We start from the raw sequence: 15,737 nt of genomic DNA, 5'->3' as shown, positions 1-15,737 counted from the left end.
ATGAAAAAACTTATAATTATGTTAGCTGATGGATTCGAAGAAATAGAGGCATTAACAGTTGTGGATGTTTTAAGAAGAGCAGATTTCGAATGTCATATGGTAGCATTAGGGGAATTAGAAGTTAGAGGATCTCACGACATTGTAGTAAAAGCAGACAAAAGTATAACAGAAGGTAATTTCTTTGATTATGATGGAATTATCTTACCAGGAGGAATGCCTGGTGCTAAAAACTTAAGGGAAGATATTAAAGTTATAGAATTAGTTAAAGAGTTTTATGCCTCTGGTAAACTAGTTGCAGCTATCTGCGCTGCACCAATAGTTTTAGAAAAGGCTGGCATAGTTAGTGGTAGAAGTGTAACTTCATATCCAAGCTTTAAAGACGAATTAGAACATAGCTTATATAAAGAGGACTTAGTTGTTAGAGATGAGAATATTTTAACTAGTAGAGGTCCTGCAACAACATTAGCTTTTGCATATGAGATATTAAATTACTTCGGTGCAGAAGATAAGGCAGAAAACTTAAAAGAAGGCATGGTTTATAACTTGCTTAAAGAAAAAATATAGTCATAAAAGAAACTTTGCTAAAGCAAGGTTTCTTTTATTTAATAACAGGAGATATGTTATGGAAAGATTTAAATTAGATAATGGTGTCAGGGTAATATATAATCAAATACAAGGAGATATGACTTCATTTTGTATAGGCTTTGAAGCTGGTGCAAATAATGAGATTGGTTATAATTATGGTGTAGCTCATGCATTAGAACATATGTTGTTCAAAGGAACTAAAAACAGAACTGAAGCAGAAATAAACATAAGTTTAGATAAGATATTTGCCTTTAATAATGCTATGACGAATTATCCTTACTCAATATATTATGGAAGTTGTTCTTCCTATGATTTTAAAGAAGGATTTAGTATTTTTAGAGATATAATTATTGAGCCAAGCTTTAAAAAGGAAGGCTTCAAGGAAGAAATGGATGTAATACTTCAGGAATGGAAAGAGTGGAAGGAAGATTTCGAGCAATATTGTGAAGATGAACTATTTTATAATTCCTATAATCAAAAAAGAATTAAAGAAATGATTATAGGAAAGAAAGAAGCTATAAAAAATATTACATTACAAGAACTTAAAAACTTTTATGAAGAATATTACGTAGGAGATAATTGTGTAATAACTATAATATCATCACTAGGAATTGATGATATAAAAGCTATACTAAAAAACTTCACTATTAAAAATAGTAAATATAATAAGCCAAAGTTTCCACAAGAAAGTAATAAGTCAGGAACCTATTATAAAGAGGTTCAAGGTTTTAATGGAGCTAAAATACAATATATTTTTAACATAAATGACTTAACTTACAAAGAGTTAGAAGCATTAAGCCTATATTCACTATTTATAGGGGAAGGAATGAGTTCTTTACTTTTTGAAGAAGTTAGAACTAAAAATGGATATGCTTATGATATATCTTCATCTGTTAAAAAAGAAAAAGGGATAGAAGTTTTTTCCATAAATACTTCTACCTCAAAAGAAAATATTCATAAAACCATTTCCTCAATAAATGAGATCTTAAATAAATCTGTTGAAAACTTAGAAAAGCTGTCTCTAAAGGATATTGAGGTTTTGAAAAAAAGATTAATATTAAAAAGAGAGTTTTGGCTAGAGCGTTCAGTTGAATTAGCAAAGTATATAACCACAAATGAGGTTATGTTTAATAACGGAGTAGAAAGTCTAAACTTTAAATATAATCTAGAAAGCATAAATCAGGTAGATATTGTTAGTGTAGTTAAAAAGGTTCTTAATAATCCATCTATTGAGATTTTATACTAAAGGAGAAGAAATGAAAGAAAAATGGATAATGAGAGAGGGAAAAAAGATAAAAGATTCAACTTATAAGGAAATAGGATTAAATCCTATTATGGGGAAGATTTTATCTAATAGAGGTATAACAACCAGTGAAGAGATTGATTTATTTATAAATGGTTCTATAGAAGATTTTCAAGATGGGTTTATGATGAAAGATATGCAACTTGCCATTGATATAATAAAGAAGTATGTTCTTAAAAAGAAACCTATACTGATTTATGGGGATTATGATTGTGATGGAGTAAGTTCCACATATATATTATTAAAAGGACTAAAAGAATGTGGAGCTAAGGTTTCATACCACATACCTCATAGAGAAAATGAAGGTTATGGTATGAATGAAAAACGAATAGGTGAGCTATATAAAGAAGGTTACGAGATAATTTTAACCTGTGATAATGGTATATCAGCTTTTAATGAAGTTGAATATGCAAAAAGTCTTGGAATGAAGGTTGTAGTTACGGATCATCATGATATACCTTTTGTAGAGTTAGAAGATGGAAGAAATGAAGAAAAAATACCTCCAGCAGATGCTATAGTAAATCCTAAGCAAAAGGATTGTTTCTATCCTTTCAAAAGTCTTTGTGGAGCAGGAATTGCATATAAATTTATCTTGTGTTTGTGTAAGGAATTGGGAATAGCTACCTCTATAGTTGAAGATTTAGTTGAAATTGCAGCAATAGCTACAGTTTGTGATGTTGTTGATTTAGTTAATGAAAATAGAATAATAGTAAAAGAAGGTTTAAAAAAATTAAATAACACTAAAAATTTAGGAATTAAATCATTAATTAAAGCAAATAATCTACAGGATAAAATATTAAACGAATATCATCTAGGTTTTGTTATAGGTCCTTGTATAAATGCCACAGGAAGATTAGAAACAGCAGATTTGGCATTGGAATTATTAATGTCAGACAATGAAAAAGCAAGTAATGAATTAGCACACAGATTATTGACTCTTAATAGAGAGAGACAAGAGATGACCAATGTAAGTTTAGAAAAGGTTATAGATATAATAAGAGAAAATGGTTATGAAAAAGATAAGGTGCTTTTTGTATATGAGCCTAGTATACATGAAAGCTTAGCTGGAATTGTAGCTGGAAGAATAAGAGAGCGGTATAATGCTCCAGCTATAGTAATGACTTCAGGAAAAGAGATGCCTAAGGGATCTGGTAGAAGTATTGAAAAATATAATATGCACAAAGAGTTAACTAAGTGTAGCTACCTTATAGAGAAATTTGGTGGACATCCTATGGCAGCAGGATTATCTGTACGAGAAGAAAACCTACCTAAGCTTAGAGAAGCCTTGCTTAATAACTGTGAATTAACTGAAGAGGATATGCTACCAGAAATAAGAATAGATATGCATCTTCCTTTTAGACATTTAAATTATGAACTTATAGAAGAAATTGAAGCTTTAGCTCCTTTTGGAAAGGGAAATCCTAAACCCTTATTTGGAGAAAAAGATGTCTACTTAAAAAGAATCTGGTTTATAGGAAATGAGCGTAATTCAATAAGATTTTCCTTCTCTTTTGACAATACAACTATAAATGGGATAGCCTTTAACATTGGAGATGAATTTAGAAAACTTTTAAATAGACACTTTGGAGAAGTTAAAGCATTAGAAATTGAAACTAGTAGTTATTGCAATATAAAGTGTGCTTTAGTTTATTATCCATCAATTAATGAATATAACGGAAACAAAACAATACAAGCTAAAATTGAATCATTAAGATTTATAAAGTGAAACTTTTCAGGTGGAGTTTTATGCTCCAGCTGAATTTAGTTGAACTAATCCAGGAGCTAGCTATCGGATTAAGTAAAAAATAATTGAGACTTTATGCTAAACATTTGGTATAAAAGTCTCTTTTTATTTAGGTAAGTTTAAAAAATCATAGGAACAGCGCTATTTTGGAGCAGTGAAACAGCAGAATTGAGGAAAAGAGGAGCATCGTTACACAAAAGCATAAAAACACAAAAGCAGTGCAAAAGCGGTGAATAGGAGCATTACAAAAGTGGTGAATAGGAGCAGTGGAACATAGGTAAGATTTTAAATAATAAATAGAAATAAAGGAAGAGGAGCTGTTAAAGCTCCTCTAAAACTAATGTATGGTAGATTTTAAGTGTATAATTATATTAAAAAATTAATATAATTTTATAGCACTTATTATAAGTTTTGTTTAAGGAATTAAGATAATTCTCTTCGAGAATTATTAAAGTCCTTGTTTAAAGAATTAAATAATTTTCTGCGAAAATTACTATAAATTTTGTTCGTACTTTTCTACCATTCTTTTAACCATTTCACCACCAATAGATCCTGCTTCTTTAGAAGTTAAGTCTCCATTGTAGTCTTTTAGTTGAACACCAAGTTCACCTGCTACTTCGTGTTTGAATTTTGATAATCCATTTCTTGCTTCTGGTACTAATTTTTTATATGCCATAATTGACACCTCCTAATAAATTTGATTGTGATTATATGTTGTCCTTATTGGTGAGAATTATATTATAAAAATAAAGGGTAAAGAGGAAAAGCTTTCAAAAACTTGTATTTAATATTGACTTTTTATTAAAAAAAGTTGAAAATTCATAGAGTGAAGTTTAAAAAAGGGGATGATTTATTTGTATAAAATAATAATGACAGGTGGAGGAACTGCAGGTCATGTAACTCCAAATTTAGCGTTAATACCTAAGCTTAAAGAGAAAGGCTTTCAAATAAAATATATAGGAAGTAAAGATGGAATAGAAAAAGAGATAATTACAAAAGAAAATATAGAATATTATTCTATAAGCTCAGGAAAGCTTAGAAGATATTTTGATTTAAAAAATTTCTCTGATCCTTTTAAAGTGGTTAAAGGCTTATTTCAGGCGTTTATAATAATGACAAAAGAAAAACCAGATGTAGTTTTTTCAAAAGGTGGATTTGTTGCTGTACCTGTAGTTATGGCGGCAACCATGAAAGGAATACCAGTAATAGCTCATGAATCTGATATAACTCCTGGTCTTGCAAACAAACTAAGTGCGCCTTTTTGCAATAAGCTTTGTGTAACGTTTCCAGAAAGCATTAAGTATATAAAAAAAGACAAGGGAATATTGACTGGATCTCCTATTAGAGAAGAAATTCTAGAAGGAAACAAAGAAAAAGGTAAAAAAATAGCAGGGTTTACAGATGATAAAGAAATTATATTAATTATGGGTGGAAGTTTAGGTTCTCAAATAATTAATAATGCGGTTAGAGGAAATCTATCAAAACTTCTGAATGAATTTAATATAATTCACATATGTGGCAAGGGAAATATAGATAAATCTCTAGAAAATTATAGAGGATATAGTCAGTTTGAGTATGTTTCTGATGAACTTCCTCATCTTATGAAGGCTTGTGATTATGTTATATCAAGAGCTGGATCAAACTCTATTTTTGAATTTTTAGCTTTAAGAAAACCAATGCTACTAATTCCGCTATCTAAAAAAGCAAGCAGAGGGGATCAAATACTTAATGCAAATTCATTTAAAAAGTCTGGATTCTGTTTAACCTTAGAAGAAGAGGAGTTAAATGAAACAACTCTTATTAACTCAATAAATGATTTAAAAAATAATAAGACTAAGCTAATATCCACTATAAAAAATAGTTCTATGGAAAGTGGAGTTAATAATGTAATTAAGGTCATATTAGGTAGTATTAAAAAATAATATAGTGGTTTATGTAGATAAGAAAGTAGATTTTATTTCCTGGGAAAAGTTTGTGAATTTAGTATAATAGGAATAATTAAAATATTAAGAAAATTAGAATAATCTAGAGATATACAATAAATTTTAGCTATAAAGACAAATTATCGAGCAATATAGAGTATATTGGAGAAATATCCGTAAATATAAGGCTAATACCCAAATACTTTTAATTATGAACTAATTTTTAACTTAACTGATAATATGAAACTTGCAAAATAAATCCTTTGTTATATAATATTTATGTAAGCTTTAAGAAGGCATAAATTAGCAAAATACAATCTTGTTAACATTTTAACAAACCAAGAGGTGATTAAGATGAAAAAAATTAGCATTATTTATTGGAGTAATGGTGGAAATGTTGAGGTTTTAGCTAATGCTATAAAAGAAGGTGCAGAGAAGCTAGGAGCAATAGTAAATATAAAACTAGTTTCAGAAGCTAACATATCAGATGTTATTGAAGCAGATGCAGTAGCTTTAGGAAGTCCTTCTATGGATAGTAATAGAATAGAACAAAAGGAAATGGAACCGTTTGTTAAAGAACTTAAACTAATACCTAATGATAATAAAAAAGTTGCTTTATTTGGATCATATGGTTGGGATGATGGAGAATTCATAAATGAATGGAATTTAAGAATGAAAGATTATGGATTCAATGTTATAGGAACACTAGCTGTAAAAGAATCGCCAGAAGATAGTGAGCTAAAAATTGCAATAGAATTAGGAAAAAAGCTTGCAGAAAACTAGTCTGTTTATATATATTTCAGAATTAATGTGTATTTTGAGGTATATTAAATAAATATCTAAGTTGAATAGAAAGAGGGGTCAACACGATGAGAAAAATGAAAACTATGGATGGTAATGCAGCAGCAGCTCATATAGCTTATGCATTTACCGAAGTTGCAGCGATTTACCCAATAACTCCTTCATCACCTATGGCAGAAAATGTTGATGAGTGGGTTGCCCAAGGAAGAAAGAATCTCTTTGGACAAACAGTTAAAGTTATGGAAATGCAATCAGAAGCAGGAGCTGCTGGAGCAGTTCACGGTTCACTACAAGCTGGTGCATTAACTACTACTTTCACTGCTTCTCAAGGTCTATTATTAATGATTCCTAATATGTATAAAATTGCAGGAGAATTACTTCCAGGAGTACTTCACGTATCAGCTAGAGCATTAGCTACATCAGCTCTTAACATATTTGGTGATCACCAAGACGTTATGGCAGCTAGACAAACTGGTTTTGCTATGCTTGCAGAAGGTTCAGTTCAAGAAGTTATGGATTTAGCAGCTGTTGCCCATTTAACAGCTATTAAAACAAGAGTACCATTCTTAAACTTCTTTGATGGATTCAGAACATCTCATGAAATTCAAAAAATTGAAGTTCTTGAATATGATGAATTATCTAAGTTAGTAGATTGGGAATGTGTAGACAGTTTTAAAAGAAGAGCTTTAAACCCTGATCATCCTGTAACAAGAGGTACAGCTCAAAATGCTGATATCTATTTCCAAGAAAGAGAAGTAGTTAACAACTACTACAACAACTTACCAGATACAGTTGAAAGCTACATGGCTGAAATAACTAAATTAACTGGTAGAGAATATCACTGTTTCGATTACTATGGTGCACCAGATGCTGATAGAGTTATCATAGCTATGGGTTCTGCAACAGATGTATGTGAAGAAACTATAGATTATTTAACAGCAAAAGGAGAAAAAGTTGGTTTAGTTAAAGTAAGACTATTCAGACCTTTCTCAAATGAAAGATTATTAGCTGTTATTCCAAAAACTGCTAAGAAGATAGCTGTTTTAGATAGAACTAAAGAACCAGGATCAGCTGGGGAACCATTATACTTAGACGTTAGAAATGCATTCTTTGGAAAAGAAGATGCACCTGTAGTTGTTGGTGGTAGATTTGGTTTAGGATCTAAAGATCCAAATCCAGCACATATTGCTGCAGTTTATGCAAACTTAGCAAAAGCTGAACCTAAAAATGGATTCACAATAGGAATTGTTGATGACGTTACTAACTTATCACTAGATGTAACTGAAGATATCGATGCTACACCAGTAGGAACTACAGCTTGTAAGTTCTGGGGATTAGGATCAGACGGTACAGTTGGTGCTAATAAGAGCGCTATCAAAATCATTGGAGATCATACAGAAATGTATGCACAAGCATATTTCTTCTATGATTCTAAAAAATCAGGTGGTATAACTGTATCTCACTTAAGATTTGGTAAAAAAGCAATTAAGTCACCATACTTAATAAACAAAGCTGACTTCGTTTCTTGTTCTAACCAATCATATGTTAATAAGTACAATGTACTTGATGGATTAAAACCAGGTGCAACTTTCTTATTAAACACTATATGGTCTCCAGAAGAATTAGAAACAAAATTACCAGCTTCATATAAGAAATTTATAGCTGAAAACAACATTAAGTTCTACACTATAAATGCTGTTAAAATAGCTCAAGAAATAGGTCTTGGTGGAAGATTCAACATGATAATGCAATCAGCTTTCTTTAAGCTTGCTAGCATAATACCAGTTGAAGATGCTGTTAAGTACTTAAAAGATGCTGTTGTTAAGTCATACGGCAAAAAAGGTGAAAAAGTTGTTAACATGAACTATGCTGCTATTGATAGGGGAATCGAATCAATTGTTGCTATAGATGTACCTGAAAGCTGGAAATCAGCTGTAGAAGCAGAAGCTGCTGTAACTGCTGTACCAGAATTCATAAAGAAAATAGTTGAACCAATGAACAGACAAGAAGGAGATAAACTTCCTGTATCTGCATTCTTAGGAATGGAAGATGGTACATTTGAAAATGGTACTGCTGCTTACGAAAAGAGAGGAATAGCTATAAACGTTCCTGAATGGCAAGCAGATAAATGTATTCAATGTAACCAATGTTCATATGTTTGTCCTCATGCTGTAATCAGACCATTCTTATTAAATGAAGAAGAAAAGAATGCAGTACCAGAAGGATTAAAATTAGTTCCAGCTAAGGCATTAAAGACAGAAACTCCATTATCATACACTATGGCTGTAAGCCCACTAGATTGTACTGGTTGTGGAAACTGTGCTCAAGTATGTCCAGCACCTGGAAAAGCATTATTAATGAAACCACAAGAATCTCAACATGTTGAGATCGAAAGATGGGATTTTGTAACTAAGAAAGTAGCTGCAAAACCAAACCCAATGAATAAATTAACATTAAAAGGAAGCCAATTTGAACAACCATTACTTGAGTTCTCTGGTGCTTGTGCTGGTTGTGGAGAAACTCCATATGCTAAGCTTGTAACTCAATTATTTGGTGATAGAATGATGGTAGCTAATGCTACTGGATGTTCATCAATTTGGGGAGGATCTGCTCCTTCAACTCCATACACTAAGAATCATCAAGGATATGGTCCAGCTTGGTCTAACTCATTATTTGAAGATAATGCTGAGTTTGGATTAGGTATGTTCTTAGGAGTTAAAGCTCAAAGAGAAAGATTAGAAGAACAAGCTAAGAAAGCAATAGAAGCTGGTGTATCTGAAGAAGCTAAAGCTGCTTTAGAAGACTGGTTAACTAATGTTAACAGTGGCGAAGGAACTAGAACAAGATCAGAAAGAGTTGTTGCAGCTCTACAAGGTGAAACTAACGAATTCGCTAAAGAATTATTAAAGAATAAAGACTACTTAACTAAGAGATCTCAATGGATCTTTGGTGGAGACGGTTGGGCTTACGATATAGGATTTGGTGGATTAGACCATGTTATTGCGTCAGGAGAAGATGTAAACATACTTGTATTTGATACAGAAGTTTACTCAAACACTGGTGGTCAATCATCTAAGTCAACTCCAACAGCTGCTATAGCTAAGTTTGCTGCATCTGGTAAGAGAACTAAGAAGAAAGATCTTGGAATGATAGCTATGAGCTATGGTTATGTATATGTTGCTCAAATTTCTATGGGAGCAGACAAGAACCAAACTCTTAAAGCTATAGCTGAAGCTGAAGCTTATCCAGGTCCATCATTAATCATAGCTTATGCTCCATGTATAAATCATGGATTAAAAGCTGGTATGGGTAATTCTCAATTAGAAGCTAAAAAAGCTGTTGATTGTGGATATTGGGGTATGTACAGATTTAACCCAACATTAAAAGATGCTGGTAAAAATCCATTTACCTTAGATTCTAAAGAACCTAAAGAAGACTTTAAAGAATTCTTAATGGGTGAAGTTAGATACTCATCTCTTGCTAAGGCATTCCCAGAAGCAGCTGATGCTTTATTTGAGAAAACTTACCAAGATGCTATGGAAAGATTAGAATCTTACAAGAAATTAGCTAATCAATAATAAATAATTAATAAAAGGGGTCTAGAGTTTCTAGATCTCTTTTTTTAATTTTTAAATGTTAAGAATATGTTAAGTAAGTAAATGGAATTTAACTTAAGAATGCAAAAAAATATGCACAAATACTAAAAAGAAGCATTTATATAGGCTAAAAAATAGCAAATAGATAAATGTAAATGTTTTTTAACGCAAGAATAACAAACTTATACCAAGCTTAATATTCTTAATATAGATTTAACAATAGAGGATTATTATAAGATAGTATTACTATATACATAAGGAGAGGACAGATATCATGTTTAATTTTTCACCTAAAAATGATAAGTTTTATGATTTATTTATCGAGTTTACTAGTATTATAGAAGAGGCTTCAAATGAACTTACGTTATTGTCAAGAAACGTAGAGAATGCAGAAGATATAAGCTTAAGATTAAAGGATATAGAACATAAAGGTGATGACTTAGTTCATAAGATTTTAGAAGAACTAAATAATAGTTTTATAACTCCACTTGATAGAGAGGATATATTATTAATAGTTAAAAGACTAGATGATGTTGTTGATAATATAGAGGACATAGCTGGAAGATATCTTATGTACGATATAAAAACTAGTAGAGAAAAAAGCTATACTATAGTGGACCTTATAGATGAATCTTGCAAAAAGATGAAGGATTTATTTATAAAGTTACAAAACTTTAAAACTGATGACAGTATTTATAAGGTAATATCAGAATTAAATCTTTTAGAAACAAAAGGTGATTATGCATACAGAGATGGTATGAGAGAACTTTTTACAACAGAAGTAAATAATATTGAAATTATAGTTTGGAAAGATTTATATGAAAAGCTAGAAAAAACATTAGACTCCTGTGAAACCTTAGCTAATGTTGTTGAAGGAGTTGTAATGAAGCATGCTTAATTCTACTCAACTAATAACTATAATAATAGTTATATTAGCGTTAGCATTCGATTTTATAAATGGATTTCATGATACAGCTAATGCAATAGCTAGTTCAGTAACTACAAGAGCACTTTCTCCACAGAAGGCAATTTTAATGTCAGCAGGGTTAAATTTTATAGGAGCACTTGTTAGCACAAAGGTTGCAACAACTATTGGTTCAGGAATAATACATGATGGTGGAGCACCTATAAAAGTAGTTTTAGCCGCTATTATAGCAGCTATTATATGGAATTTAGTTACTTGGTATGTTGGTATTCCAAGTAGTTCTTCTCATGCTCTTATAGGAGGATTAATAGGAGCAGCTATAGCATTTTCAGGAAGTATACATACAGTAAATTGGGCTACTTTCTTTATTAAAGTAGTTTTGTGGTTATTTTTATCACCTGTTATAGGGTTTATATTTGGATACATAGTCATGACGGCAATAAACTGGATTTTTAGAAAAACTAAACCTGCAAAAGCAACAAAAGGATTTTTAAAAGCTCAAGTTTTATCAGCAGCTTTTCTAGCATTTAATCATGGAAGTAATGATGCTCAGAAATCAATGGGAATAATATCTTTAGCACTGTTTAGTGGTGGTGTGATAGGAAGTTTCCATGTACCTTTATGGGTTAAATTAGCCTGCGCAACTGCAATGGCACTGGGAACCTCTGTAGGTGGATGGAGAATTATTAAGACCATGGGAAGTGGTATGGCAAAATTAACTCCGGCTTCAGGGTTTTCAGCTGATTTAACAAGCTCAGCGGTAATATTTACTGCTACTATGATGGATGCACCAGTAAGTACTACACATATAGTATCTACCTCTATTATGGGAGTATCAGCAGCTAAAAGACTTTCAGCTGTAAGATGGGGAGTAGCAAAAAATATTGTTACAACTTGGGTGGTAACAATACCATCTTGTGCACTAGTTGGCGCTATAGTTTCATTAATTGTAAATCACATATAAGATTATTTAACTCGGTAGAAATACCGAGTTTTATTATATATAAATAAAAAAACTCAGCCTAAGCTGAGTTTTTCATTTATCAGGAAGCTTTCTAAATTACCCATATAATTTAGAGCTTTAACATCTCTTCTATTTATAATAATTTTAAAGTTTGGATTTATGTTTAAAATTTCTTCAATCAATGAAAAAGTTTTTTCACCGCCATTTCCACCTTGAGTACAAAAAAGGCTAATTGAATTAATATCTTCTTTGTATTTATTAATAAAAGTTCTAATAGCTGGTGGTATGTGTGAAGCCCATACTGGAAATCCTAATATTATATGATTAAAGTGTTTTGGATTATTTGAAATAGGAGCAATTTTTGTTTCTTTTCCAGTTATAGCTTCATAACTATTAGTTAAAAAACTAAAAATTCCTTTTCTTTTTTTCCAATCTATAATTTCTTCAATGGGACAGTTTAATAAGTCCGATAGGTCTTGGGCTACTGATGCAGTATTTTTTGTCCTTGAGTAATAATAAATGATACTACTGGCACTTTCCATTTCTTTCCCCCTAAAATATTAACTTAAATACTATTATAACAGAGATTTTTAAGAAGTAAATGATATAATTAACTACTTAAGTTTTATATCCATGGAAAATTTAGTATAATTTAATAAAAGAAATTTAGGTGGTGGTTGAGATTTATAGAATAAATGTTGTATTGTTTAATGACTTTGAAACTTTAGATGTATTTGGACCAGTAGAGATTTTTGGATGTATTAAAGAAGAGTTCAAAATGAATTTTATATCTATGGATTCAGGTATAATAACAAGTTCACAGGGTGTAAGAATCCAAACAGATAAGTATGAATATTCTCCAAAATATAAAGAGATATTGTTTATTCCAGGGGGAGCTGGAACTAGAAAAGGTGTTGAGGATTATAAACTATTAAAATATATTAAAGATATATCACTTAACTCAAAATATATATTAACTGTTTGTACAGGTTCTGCATTATTAGCTAAGTCAGGCTTACTAGATGGAAGAGAAGCAACTTCTAATAAAAGATCTTTTAATTGGGTTAAGGAGCAAAGTGATAAAGTATTGTGGATAAAAGAGGCTAGATGGGTAAAGGATGGCAATATATATACATCTTCAGGAGTTTCAGCAGGTATAGATATGAGTTTAGGGTTTATAAGTGATATCTTAGGAAGAGATGTAGCTTTAAATATATGCAATAGAATTGAATATATATGGAATGAAGATCCTAAAAAAGATTTATTTAAAGTTGAATAATAGAGAAAAAATTAATGACTTAATCATAAATGTATGCTATATTATTTTATATGTAAAATATTTTGATTATCAAAGTTTATTAAAAGAAAAGTAAGTTGGAGGATTAAAATATGAGGATTGAACCTAAGTTTAGAGGTTTTATATGTACAGCAGCTCATCCGATTGGCTGTGAAGAAAATGTTAGAGAACAAATAGAGTATGTGAAATCAAAAGGTGAAATTGAAGGAGCTAAAAACGTACTAATAATAGGAGCTTCTACTGGATATGGATTAGCTTCAAGAATAGTTGCAACTTTTTCAACAGGTGCTAATACTTTAGGAATAAGTTTTGAAAAAGAAGCTAGTGAAAAAAGAACAGCAACACCTGGCTGGTATAACAATAAAGCATTTGAGAAATTTGCAAAAGAACAAGGTGGGTTTCACAAAAGTATAAATGGAGATGCTTTTTCAAATGAAATAAAAGCAGAAGCTATTGAAGAAATAAAAAATAATATGGGAAAAATAGATTTAGTTATATATTCTTTAGCATCACCTAGAAGAAAAGATCCTGTGTCTGGAGAAGTTTATTCTTCAGTATTAAAGACTATAGGAGAAGACTTTAAAAGTAAAACTTTAGACTTCCATAGTTTTAAGATAAGTGACGTAGAAGTAGAAAGAGCAACAGAAGAAGAAATTCAAGGAACTATTAAAGTTATGGGCGGAGAAGATTGGAAGCTATGGATGGAAGCTTTAAAAGAAGCTGACGTATTAAAAGAAGGAGTAAAGACATTAGCTTACTCTTATATAGGTTCTGAATTGACTTATCCAATGTATAATAACGGAACTATTGGAATGGCTAAAAAGGATTTAGATGAAAAAAGCAAAGAAATAAACCTTATGCTAAAAGGTCTAAAAGGTGAAGCCTATGTGTCTGTAAACAAAGGATTAGTAACTCAAGCATCTTCAGCTATACCTGTAGTTTCACTTTATATATCTATAATGTTTAAGGTTATGAAGGAAAAAGGAATACATGAAGGTTGTATAGAGCAATGTTATAGATTATTCTCTGAAAGATTATATGGAGGAGAATTAGCTCTAGATGAAGCAGGTAGAATTAGAATAGATGATCTAGAAATGAGAGAAGATGTTCAACAGGAAATCAAAGATATATGGGATAAAGTTAATAGTGAAAATGTAAAAGAGTACTCAGATGCAGAAGGATTTAGAGAAGATTTTCTTAAACTGTTTGGATTTGGGTTTGAAAATATAGATTACACTAAAGATGTTGAGATATAAAATAAAAAAAGTTGATTTGTTCTTAAAAATAATATAACATAAAGTTAAAAGAGAATATAACTTCAGTTCGTATATGCATGGAAATATGGTCCAAGTGTCTCTACCGGGAGCCTTTAAACTACCCGACTACGAACGTTATTTTGGTGTTTTTAACTTATGCCTATGAACTGAAGTCTTTTTAGTTCATAGGTTCTTTTTATTTTAGGAGGAAAAGTAATGGAATTATTAAAAAACAAAATAAGAGAAGAAGGAAAAGTTTTACCAGGAAATATATTAAAGGTTGATTCCTTTTTAAATCATCAAATGGATGTGAAACTTTTTAATGAGATGGGAAAAGAGTTTAAAAAAAGAATGGAAGGTAAGAAGATAGATAAGATACTTACTATAGAGGCTTCAGGTATAGGTATAGCTACTATACTATCGCAACACTTTGACTATGTTCCTGTAGTATTTGCTAAAAAGATAGCATCAGCTAATATGGATAAAGAAGTATACCATTCTAGAGTTCAATCTTTCACTAAAAATAAAATTTATGATGTAGTTGTTAATAAAAGATTTATAAATAAAAAAGAAAGAATACTTATTATAGATGACTTCTTAGCTAATGGATGCGCTGCTTGTGGATTAATAGATGTTGTTAGACAAGCTGAGGCTGAACCAGTAGCAGTAGGTATAGTTATAGAAAAGGGCTTCCAACCTGGAAGATCTGAAATAGAAAAGCAAGGAGTTCCAGTGGAATCTTTAGCAATAATAGATAAGTTAGAAGAGGGACAAGTTTACTTTAAATAAAAAGGAGACTTGTTCTCTTTTTTTCTTTTAAGTTATTAGGTTAACAAAATTTGTTTATTTATATAAATGTGTACATGTAGTTATTTAAAAAAATATGAATAATATAGGGGATTTTATAACATAATAAATATAATTACTAGTAAATAAGAATCATTTTCTGTTAAATTAGTAATGCTAAATAAATATATATCAGCATTATTCCTTAGAATATGTGGATATATCTAAAAACAATTAAAATAGTGCCATTAATAATATGTTATCTCGTTAAATATTTATTTAACAAATCAATATAAAAAACCTATGTTAAATAATTAATTAATAAAATATAGTTGATTTTATTGATGATATAGCATATAATTATATTAAGAAGTAACAGACGAATAATAATATTAAAAAGGAGTTGAGAGTATGAACGTAATAAAGTATATGATCTCTAGGGAGTTTAGAAACGGATACTCCAAAGACTTGAGAGATAAGGTTAACAACGAATTAGATACTAACGAAAAGATATATAAAAAAAGATAGCCAGTCTAGGCCAATGTCATTAAGTTAATG

General features: G+C 30.6%; 13 protein-coding genes and 1 riboswitch. Of the genes, 11 read left to right on the top strand and 2 right to left on the bottom strand.

What is annotated here, in order from left to right:
* From B3N22_RS09720 to recJ, 3 genes are read left to right on the top strand one after another with little or no spacing between them, the layout of a single operon-like run.
* Positions 1-564, top strand: coding sequence for a DJ-1 family glyoxalase III (locus tag B3N22_RS09720; RefSeq protein ID WP_238905509.1), 564 nt, complete (start codon positions 1-3; stop codon positions 562-564).
* 58 nt (positions 565-622) lie between these two features.
* Positions 623-1,831, top strand: a complete 1,209-nt coding sequence (locus B3N22_RS09715; RefSeq protein WP_286906661.1) for a M16 family metallopeptidase — start codon at positions 623-625, stop codon at positions 1,829-1,831.
* 10 nt (positions 1,832-1,841) lie between these two features.
* Positions 1,842-3,614, top strand: a complete 1,773-nt coding sequence (recJ, locus tag B3N22_RS09710) for a single-stranded-DNA-specific exonuclease RecJ (protein WP_286906659.1) — start codon at positions 1,842-1,844, stop codon at positions 3,612-3,614.
* 511 nt (positions 3,615-4,125) lie between these two features.
* Here the strand turns inward: recJ and B3N22_RS09705 are convergent.
* Positions 4,126-4,308, bottom strand: a complete 183-nt coding sequence (locus B3N22_RS09705) for an alpha/beta-type small acid-soluble spore protein (RefSeq protein WP_073020884.1) — start codon at positions 4,306-4,308, stop codon at positions 4,126-4,128.
* 172 nt (positions 4,309-4,480) lie between these two features.
* Between B3N22_RS09705 and B3N22_RS09700 the strand changes: the two genes are divergently transcribed.
* The 5 genes from B3N22_RS09700 (at position 4,481) to B3N22_RS09680 (ending at position 11,840) form a co-directional block, all read left to right on the top strand.
* Positions 4,481-5,554 carry an undecaprenyldiphospho-muramoylpentapeptide beta-N-acetylglucosaminyltransferase gene (locus tag B3N22_RS09700; RefSeq protein ID WP_286906756.1) on the top strand — a complete coding sequence of 358 codons (1,074 nt, stop codon included), beginning with the start codon at positions 4,481-4,483 and terminating at the stop codon, positions 5,552-5,554.
* A gap of 354 nt (positions 5,555-5,908) precedes the next feature.
* Entirely contained in the window at positions 5,909-6,337 is a 429-nt protein-coding gene (locus tag B3N22_RS09695; RefSeq protein ID WP_286906653.1) for a flavodoxin, read from the top strand.
* Between the two features lie 86 nt (positions 6,338-6,423).
* Positions 6,424-9,933, top strand: a complete 3,510-nt coding sequence (gene nifJ, locus B3N22_RS09690) for a pyruvate:ferredoxin (flavodoxin) oxidoreductase (protein WP_286906651.1) — start codon at positions 6,424-6,426, stop codon at positions 9,931-9,933.
* Positions 9,934-10,225: 292 nt separating this feature from the next.
* A complete protein-coding gene (locus B3N22_RS09685) occupies positions 10,226-10,849 on the top strand; it encodes a DUF47 domain-containing protein (protein WP_286906650.1) in 624 nt (207 codons plus the stop codon).
* Positions 10,842-11,840 (top strand): inorganic phosphate transporter, encoded by a 999-nt coding sequence (locus B3N22_RS09680; RefSeq protein WP_286906648.1) that lies wholly within the window; start codon positions 10,842-10,844, stop codon positions 11,838-11,840. Before B3N22_RS09685 ends, B3N22_RS09680 begins: the two co-directional genes overlap by 8 nt.
* Before the next feature lie 53 nt (positions 11,841-11,893).
* Here the strand turns inward: B3N22_RS09680 and B3N22_RS09675 are convergent, their stop codons facing one another.
* Positions 11,894-12,382 (bottom strand): flavodoxin family protein, encoded by a 489-nt coding sequence (locus B3N22_RS09675; protein WP_286906646.1) that lies wholly within the window; start codon positions 12,380-12,382, stop codon positions 11,894-11,896.
* A gap of 128 nt (positions 12,383-12,510) precedes the next feature.
* On the opposite strand from B3N22_RS09675, the gene B3N22_RS09670 reads away from it, so the two are divergent.
* The 3 genes from B3N22_RS09670 (at position 12,511) to B3N22_RS09660 (ending at position 15,182) form a co-directional block, all read left to right on the top strand.
* On the top strand, positions 12,511-13,119 hold the full coding sequence (locus tag B3N22_RS09670) for a DJ-1/PfpI family protein (RefSeq protein WP_286906644.1): 609 nt from the start codon (positions 12,511-12,513) through the stop codon (positions 13,117-13,119).
* A 110-nt stretch (positions 13,120-13,229) separates the two neighbouring features.
* Positions 13,230-14,393 carry an enoyl-ACP reductase FabV gene (gene fabV / locus B3N22_RS09665; protein WP_286906643.1) on the top strand — a complete coding sequence of 388 codons (1,164 nt, stop codon included), beginning with the start codon at positions 13,230-13,232 and terminating at the stop codon, positions 14,391-14,393.
* Between the two features lie 47 nt (positions 14,394-14,440).
* Positions 14,441-14,542: riboswitch (purine riboswitch) on the top strand.
* Between the two features lie 67 nt (positions 14,543-14,609).
* On the top strand, positions 14,610-15,182 hold the full coding sequence (locus tag B3N22_RS09660) for a xanthine phosphoribosyltransferase (protein ID WP_021803010.1): 573 nt from the start codon (positions 14,610-14,612) through the stop codon (positions 15,180-15,182).
* Positions 15,183-15,737: the final 555 nt, after the last annotated feature.

It is taken from the genome of Clostridium sp. UBA1652, assembly GCF_002320975.1.
Lineage (GTDB): Bacteria > Bacillota > Clostridia > Clostridiales > Clostridiaceae > Clostridium_T > Clostridium_T intestinale.
Note: the sequence above shows the minus strand (reverse complement) of the source record. Positions and strands in the feature narration are given on the sequence as shown.